This is a genomic window from Spiroplasma endosymbiont of Lariophagus distinguendus (assembly GCF_023846195.1).
Classification (GTDB): Bacteria; Bacillota_I; Bacilli_A; order Mycoplasmatales; family VBWQ01; genus Spiroplasma_E.
In genome coordinates, this window is sequence record NZ_JALMUW010000050.1 from 1 (window position 1) to 7,543 (window position 7,543).

Annotated in this window: 13 protein-coding genes; 9 read left to right on the forward strand and 4 right to left on the reverse strand. The window is 22.0% G+C overall.

Annotated features, from left to right (window positions below):
* On the forward strand, positions 1-404 hold a 404-nt coding region (locus tag M0D11_RS04555), incomplete at its 5' end, for a hypothetical protein (protein WP_252320503.1).
* Between the two features lie 550 nt (positions 405-954).
* Here M0D11_RS04555 and deoC read toward each other — a convergent pair.
* From deoC to M0D11_RS04575, 4 genes are all read right to left on the reverse strand, one after another.
* Positions 955-1,632, reverse strand: coding sequence for a deoxyribose-phosphate aldolase (gene deoC / locus M0D11_RS04560; RefSeq protein WP_252320505.1), 678 nt, complete (start codon positions 1,630-1,632; stop codon positions 955-957).
* The gene (locus M0D11_RS04565) at positions 1,622-2,605 is read right to left on the reverse strand and encodes a Gfo/Idh/MocA family protein (protein ID WP_252320507.1); all 984 of its coding nucleotides are present in this window, start codon (positions 2,603-2,605) and stop codon (positions 1,622-1,624) included. Before M0D11_RS04565 ends, deoC begins: the two co-directional genes overlap by 11 nt.
* A gap of 11 nt (positions 2,606-2,616) precedes the next feature.
* On the reverse strand, positions 2,617-3,339 hold the full coding sequence (locus tag M0D11_RS04570; RefSeq protein ID WP_252320509.1) for an RsmE family RNA methyltransferase: 723 nt from the start codon (positions 3,337-3,339) through the stop codon (positions 2,617-2,619).
* A 152-nt stretch (positions 3,340-3,491) separates the two neighbouring features.
* On the reverse strand, positions 3,492-3,716 hold the full coding sequence (locus M0D11_RS04575; protein ID WP_252320511.1) for a hypothetical protein: 225 nt from the start codon (positions 3,714-3,716) through the stop codon (positions 3,492-3,494).
* Positions 3,717-4,468: 752 nt separating this feature from the next.
* Between M0D11_RS04575 and M0D11_RS04580 the strand changes: the two genes are divergently transcribed.
* The 8 genes from M0D11_RS04580 (at position 4,469) to M0D11_RS04610 (ending at position 7,541) form a co-directional block, all read left to right on the forward strand.
* Complete coding sequence (locus M0D11_RS04580; RefSeq protein ID WP_252320513.1) at positions 4,469-4,666, forward strand: hypothetical protein; 198 nt, start codon at positions 4,469-4,471, stop codon at positions 4,664-4,666.
* A gap of 17 nt (positions 4,667-4,683) precedes the next feature.
* Complete coding sequence (locus M0D11_RS06945) at positions 4,684-4,806, forward strand: hypothetical protein (RefSeq protein ID WP_256468427.1); 123 nt, start codon at positions 4,684-4,686, stop codon at positions 4,804-4,806.
* Complete coding sequence (locus tag M0D11_RS04585; RefSeq protein ID WP_252320515.1) at positions 4,799-5,449, forward strand: PD-(D/E)XK nuclease family protein; 651 nt, start codon at positions 4,799-4,801, stop codon at positions 5,447-5,449. Before M0D11_RS06945 ends, M0D11_RS04585 begins: the two co-directional genes overlap by 8 nt.
* Positions 5,442-5,732 (forward strand): hypothetical protein, encoded by a 291-nt coding sequence (locus M0D11_RS04590; RefSeq protein WP_252320517.1) that lies wholly within the window; start codon positions 5,442-5,444, stop codon positions 5,730-5,732. Before M0D11_RS04585 ends, M0D11_RS04590 begins: the two co-directional genes overlap by 8 nt.
* A 102-nt stretch (positions 5,733-5,834) precedes the next feature.
* Complete coding sequence (locus tag M0D11_RS04595) at positions 5,835-6,026, forward strand: hypothetical protein (RefSeq protein ID WP_252320519.1); 192 nt, start codon at positions 5,835-5,837, stop codon at positions 6,024-6,026.
* Positions 6,027-6,135: 109 nt separating this feature from the next.
* Positions 6,136-6,957, forward strand: coding sequence for a RecT family recombinase (locus M0D11_RS04600; protein WP_252320522.1), 822 nt, complete (start codon positions 6,136-6,138; stop codon positions 6,955-6,957).
* A gap of 17 nt (positions 6,958-6,974) precedes the next feature.
* Positions 6,975-7,280, forward strand: coding sequence for a hypothetical protein (locus tag M0D11_RS04605; protein WP_252320524.1), 306 nt, complete (start codon positions 6,975-6,977; stop codon positions 7,278-7,280).
* 3 nt (positions 7,281-7,283) lie between these two features.
* A complete protein-coding gene (locus tag M0D11_RS04610; protein WP_252320526.1) occupies positions 7,284-7,541 on the forward strand; it encodes a hypothetical protein in 258 nt (85 codons plus the stop codon).
* Positions 7,542-7,543: the final 2 nt, after the last annotated feature.

Genomic DNA, 7,543 nt, shown 5'->3' on the forward strand with positions numbered 1-7,543 from the left:
CTAAGTGCCGCCATTCCAATTCATCAAAATGAAAAGATGAGATTCCCAATTGTTTAGCATTTGAAGTAGAGTATAGGATGACGAAAGCAAATTATATAAAAATTTGAATTGATTATTTTACATTTAAAAATTTGATAGATATTTATGTTTCAAATGTTTCTACAGAAGCTCGTCTTTTTGAAGAACTAAGAAGGTTTCCACGAATTGATAATACTAAATCAAATATTTGACTTACAGATATAGAAACAGGTTTTAACATTCTTTATAAAAACTTTCCAGAAATAAGAAATTTTTGAACAAAATTACCAACAGATGGATCACAAGGTTTAGTAGTCAAAACAAATAGAGATGGCGATTGAAATAAATGAGATTTTACAGTACACTATCAAAGCAAAGATCTCTAAATAAAAGAATGAAAGAGGTTTTTTAGAAACCTGTACATATTTGTTTTGCAAAGTACTAGTTCAGATTAATTCTATCTTTAAATTTATTATAAATTGAACAATTCCTATTCAAAATTGAAATGAATTGTTCAATTTTTGTTATATTTTAATTACTAAGTAAAATATTTTGAAAAACTGCCATATCATTAAGAAAGACTTTTTTATTTCTGATGACTTTTTGTAATTGATGATTAATTATCTTTGCTTAGTAAATTCAATGTTAAATATTTTTAAACAGTATTATTTTCAATAATTTTCCTATCAAAATCAATCTTTTTTAAAAAATAATATAAGCATTTTTCAAAAATAATTTTGTCTATTAAAGAAAAAACTTCTTTAAAAACAATCCTTAAATATCAATTTTTATCAAAATTATTAGTTTTCATAAATTGATTTTAATTATTTAAAGATAATAAATAAATGAAGTTAATGATTATTGTTTTCTCATTTTCTGTTTTAGATATTTTGTTCTTTCTTTTATATTTAGTATATAATTGTTGATTTACATTAATTAATAACCACCCTTAGTTTCTTGTCCTGAAATAATAGCAACACCATTACTAGTACCAATTCTAGTAGCACCAGCATTAATCATCGCCATTGCATCATCTTGATTTTTAATACCACCAGAAGCTTTAATTGCAACATGAGGACCAATATTTGCTTTCATTAATTTAATATCAGCAACCGTGGCACCACCATTAGCAAAACCAGTTGAAGTTTTAATAAAATCTGCTTTTACTTTAGTTACTAACTGACAAGCAATAATTTTTTGTTCTGTTGTTAATAAACTACACTCAATTATTACTTTTAAAATAATATTTTGTGGACATGCATTACGAACTGCTTGTAGATCTTGCAATACAAGTTTTTGATCATTATCCTTTAATGCACCAATATTAATAACAACATCAATTTCTTGAGCACCATCTTTAATCGCATTAATTGTTTCTGCTATTTTAGTTTGTGTAGTATTGGCACCCAATGGAAAACCAACCACTGTACATACTTTAACATTACTATTTTTTAATAAAGTAACAGCACGATTAACATAAAATGGATTAATACAAACTGCTTTAAAATAATAAGTTTTAGCTTCTTTACATAATGTATCAATCATTGATAATGTTGCTTCTGGTTTTAATAATGTATGATCAATATATTCATTTAAATTAATATTACTTTTCATAAACTTCAACTCCTAATTCATTTTCACTTTTAATAATTGCTTCAATAACTTCAAGATTCATTAAACTATGATTTAATCAATAATCTCGACTTAAATAATCTTTATTTTTAATCATTTTTACAAAATCATTTAATTCATATGTCATTAAACTTTCTTCATTAGTATTATCTGCGATTTCTTTTATTCCGTTTTTAGTATAAACCTTAATTCCACTTAATGGATGAACTTGTGATAAAACAAGACTACTATTATGACCTATAAATTCACTTTGTGCATAAGAGGTTACTCCTTTACTACAAGTAATAGTAGTAATAGTTCCATTTTCATGCTTCAAAATAACATGATTACTTAAATTAACACCATTAGGTAATTTAATTGCCATCGCTTTAACTGTTTTTACTTTACCTAATAAATACAATACTAATTGTAATGGATATACTAAACTATCATAAGTTGCACCTTTACCAAAATCTTTATCAAAAACAGAATCATATATTCCTTTTTCAACTGATGGCATTCTTGAAGAAATACGATTAAAATTAAGGTTAACTACTTCTGGATTTATTTCATGAACTAATTTTTTTAATTTAGAAAAAATAGGTAAATGAACAGTAACATAAGCTTCTAATAAAATTAATTTTTTACTTCTTGCTAAAGAAATTAGGTCTTTAACTTCTTCAACTGTAAAAGTAATAGTTTTTTCTACTAAAACATGAATATTATTATTTAAAAATAATTTACTTTGTTTGTAATGCAAACCATTTGGTGAAGCAATATAAATAGCATCAATATGTTCTATCATTTTATTTAAATCATCAGTACTATGGGCAATATTATATTTTTTTGCTCATGTTTCTGCTTTATCTAAACTTCTTGAATATATACAAGTTATTTTAACTTTTTTATTAGTTAACGATTGCTTTATAAATCTTTGAACAATTTTTCCAGTTCCAATAATACCAATTTTAATCATCTTGTACTCCTTTAACTTTTTAAACTTGTTTCATAATTAATGATTGACATTAAAAATAAAGGTGCAGTTTCGGCACGTAAAATTAATTTTCCTAAACTAATATTACTAAAATTAAGTTGTGTTAAAGTTGCAATTTCTTCTTTAGTGATTCCTCCTTCGGGTCCAACTATAATTGTTATTGATGATAATTTATTATTTATTTGACTAATCCAACTAGTTTCTGATGAATTTTCATATGCAACCAAATTAAGATGAGACCGATATCGTTCTAATTGTTTTAAATCAAAAACAACGGGTGTAACAATCGGAATTAAATTGCGATTTGATTGTTTGGCAGCAGCTTTTGCAATATTTTGTCAACGTAAAACTTTCTGTTCTGCTTTTGTTCTTGTTAAAATACTAACACATCGTTTTAACTGCAATGGCACAATTTGATAAACTCCCAATTCTACTGCTTTTTGAATGACTAAATCAAATTTTTGTTCTTTTAATAACGATATTACTAATGTGATTTTACATCTTAATTCTGAATTACTATTTGGCACTGTTTTTATAATTTCGCATTTAATAACTGATGTAATTTCAATAATTTTTGTTAAATATTTTTGTTCTTGATGAATAATAACTATTTCATCATTAATTTTATGACGTAATACTTTAATTAGATGTTTACTATCTTCTTCATCTAATATTAAAATATTATTAGTTTTATGGTTAGTAAAGTAGCATTCCATAGTCCACCTCTAATTTGATTATAACATAAGGTAAAACTCAAATTAACAAGTTTTAACTATCATCTTTAATTTATAAAATATAAAATTTCTTTTTTCTTTTATCATGAAACTAAATTAAAAACTACTTAATTAATTAAGTAGTTTTTAATTATTTATAAAATAATACATTTTGCAACTTTAGTAGTAGCATTATTATCTATGTTTACTAAAGGTTTATCATTTATTATGTTCTTATTTTTATTACTTTCTTCGAATGTAGCAGCAACTTTTCCTCGTCTTTCTCTTTCTTTTCCAAAACTATTATTTACTTCATCTAATTTTTTTGCAAGTGAATCTTTATCTTTTGTACTTCATTTTTCATATGGTTCTCATGGCATATTTTTTACTTCCTTTATTATTTTTTGAATATTTTTTCTACCCTTTAAATACTCAGTAAAATTATATATTTTTTATAAATGTAAATATAAAAAATATATAATTTTACTCTTTTTAACAAAACTATTAAAATTATTTTTAAAACAATATTTTATATTGAATAACTTCGTTGTTTTGTTACTGGACTAATTGGGGGTTGTATATCAGAAGAATTAACTATAACACTTAAATCAAAATTTTTAGCAACAGGATTAGTAACTGTTGGTTTTGCTTTATCTGGGTTTTCTCACGTTGTTTTATTACTTAATAGTTTATTTATTTTTTGCTTTTTCCTATTATCTAATTCTTGTTTTAAAATATTAAATTGTCTTTTCTAAGGACGTATGAGATTAATGGATAGATTCATAAAATAAAACGGATAACAAAGAACGATATAACTATCGTTCTTTTTTTGTTAAAAGATTAAAACTTCATAAAACTGTCGTAGAAGTCTAATAGTGAGTACGAAATGTAAATACTTCTATATCAGGATAAAAGAGCATTTAATGTTAAGCAAGTTAAAATGTTACACTGTATCGCTTAATGTAATTATAGATTAATTTGAATAGCCTTATTATGGCTCAGTAAAGAACCCATTAATCTATATTAATAATTACATTTTTATTATTTAAAAAAGTAAGGGGTTTTATATATAAATACATACCTCATTAACAATATCATAACACAATAAATAAAATAAAGGAGAAAAATAAATATGGCATACGTTTATTTAATAAAATATCAAGTTAATTATACAGATGAAACAAAATATAAAGTTTTTTCTACATTTAAAGATGCTAATAATTTTCATAGAAATTATAAACATCATTTATTAGAAAATGCTTTTATTACACATTATGAAATATTAGTAATGGAATTAGATATGGAATATACAAATCAAAAACTTAATTAATGAAAGGAAAAATATTTATGGAATATAGAGAATATAGAATGGTTGGTTCTTGTGATAAATGTAGAAAACAATCTTCTTTTGGTAATAGATTATGTAATAAATGTTTTTGATTATTAATAGGTAGAAATAAATATGAGTAAATTAATTTTTAAAAAAGAAACTCATCAATATTTTTTAGAAGATAAAGAATTAATTTCAGTTTCTAGAATTATTGATAATTATTTAGGTTTTGGTTATAGTCATATAGCACCAGAAGTATTAAAAAATGCTTCAAATCGTGGTAAATGAGTTCATAAACTTAATGAATTATATTTACAAAATATTAATCAAGAAAATATTATTAATAATTTATTAAAAAAATTAAAACCAGTAACAAATTCAATAAATTATTCTTATTGTAAAAAATCACTTATGTTTTTAAAAGAAAAATTTAAAGATAAAAATAATTATGAATTTATTATAGAAAAACCTATTGCTGATAATTTAATTGCTGGAACACCAGATTTAGTTTATTTAGATAAAAAAGAAAATAAATATTATTTAGTTGATTATAAAACATATGCTTGTATTGATGAAGATAAATTAAAAAGAATTAAATTACAATTAACTGCTTATTATTGTATGTTACTTGCTAATGGTATAAGTCCATGTAATAAAACCTATGTTTATTTAACTAACAAAAATATTCAAGAAGAAATTCAAATTGAAATAACAAGTGAGTTATTAATTGAATGATTTAATGCAAAAACAAAATATTTTAAAGGAGAAAATAAAAATGATTAAAAAAATACCTGAGAATAAAGAAAAAATGAGAATTTTAAAACAAGATTTAAAATATAAAGAAATGTGTTTACATAAATATTTTTTATTTACTTTTCAAGATAATGAACCAGAACAAAATATATTTATTTGAAATATGATTAAAGATTTACAAGAAGATATTAAGTTTATTAAAAGTCAAATAAATCTTTATAGAGAAAGAATATTTATAGACTTTAATAATAATTTAGAAGATTTAAACTGACGTAAATTCAAAGAAATGCAAAAAGAAGAAAATAATGAATAAATGTAATTTTTTATACTATTGCCATGAACATCAAAAATACGAATGTTGTCAAAACAATTTATGTTGAGATTGTAAAAAGTTAAATTAATAAGGAGAAATAAAATGATTAATGAAAAATCAATTAAAGAAAAAACTATTTATTCTTGTAATTCAATTGAATTTGATAAGTTACCACAAAAATTAGATAGTAACCAAAATAATTGAATTATTATTAATAGTCATTTAATAATTAATCCTAGTAAAAATATCGAAGTACATTTAGATAATAGATTTAAAACAATTAAAAAATGATAGGAGTAACTTATGGATAAATCAATTTTAATTTTATTAAAACATATAGGCAAAATTAATAAAAAATTAGATGAAATTTTAGAATTATTAAATAAAAAAGGAGAATCAACTAATGAGTAATAATAAAAATGAATTAAAAATTCCTAATTTTATTAAAAGTAATAAAGAAGAATTATTAAAATTTAGAAATTATTATGAAATGATTAGAAATTCTAGTAAAGATTTAAGAAATATGAATCAACAAAGTTTATTTAATGCTTTATTTAATTTATATAAATTAAATCTTTCAATTAATCCTATTAAAAAAGAATTAGCATTAATACCTTATGGTGATGAATTACAAGTGCAAATTCAAGAAGATGGTTGATTAACATTATTACAAAGAACTGGATTAGTAGTTGATTTTCAAAGAGAAAAAATAACAACTGCACATAAATTTAATCAAGAAAATAATAAATGAGAAATTAATCCAGCATTAATTTTTGAAAGAAAAACTATTAATACAATTGGTTATTATTGTTATATTTCACTTTTAGATAAAAATGGAAAAATTAATAATTTTTATAAAGGAATGACTGTTGAAGAATGTCAAGAATGAAGAAAAAAATTTAGTAAAACTAAGCGTGAAGATAGTCCTTGAAATACTAGTTTTGACCAAATGGCTTTAAAAACAGTAGTTAAAGCATTAATTCGTGAAATTAATAAAACACCAATTATAGTATTAAATAATCAAGATGATATTAATTTAGCACTTCAATTAGACCAAGGTATATTAATTGATGAAGAAACAATTGCTTATAAAGATAATACTGGTGATGAAATTAAAATTATTAATGCAAATAATGATATTGATAATAATGATATAAATTCTACTTTATCTAAATTAAAAGAATTAGAAAAAGAAGAAGAAATAATAGAAAAGTTTGAAGTTTAGTGAAAGGTAAATTTATCATGACATGTATGTGAACTGAAACTTGAAATGAAAAATTAATTCAATGTCAAATTAAAGCTAATGAATCTATTGATGAATATGGCAGAGCATATTGTAAAGAACATAGAAATAAAGTTGATGAAATTAATAAATCAAGACATAAAAATTGTATTAATAAAGAAAAATTAATTAAAGATTTAGAAGAACGAATAACATGACTTACAAATGAAATATCTAATGTTAAATATTTTAAACAAATAGAATTTTATATATGAGAAAAAATATGTTTAAAAAATCTAATAATTAAAATTGAACAAGGAGAATAAATAATGAGAAATATTAGAACTGAATGATTTTATAATGAAAAAAGCCCAAAAGAAATAATATGTAAAACAGTAAGTTTATTAAAAAATAAAGAAGATGCTTTATGTTATTTATTAGCATTAAATTTATATCCAAAATTATATCCACAAGATATTTATTATTCATGAATATTAGAAAATGGACAAACTGGATATTTAATTATAGTTGGTAATAATAGAGATACTATTGGAAATATGCAATTTAAATTTATAAAAGGAGAATAAAT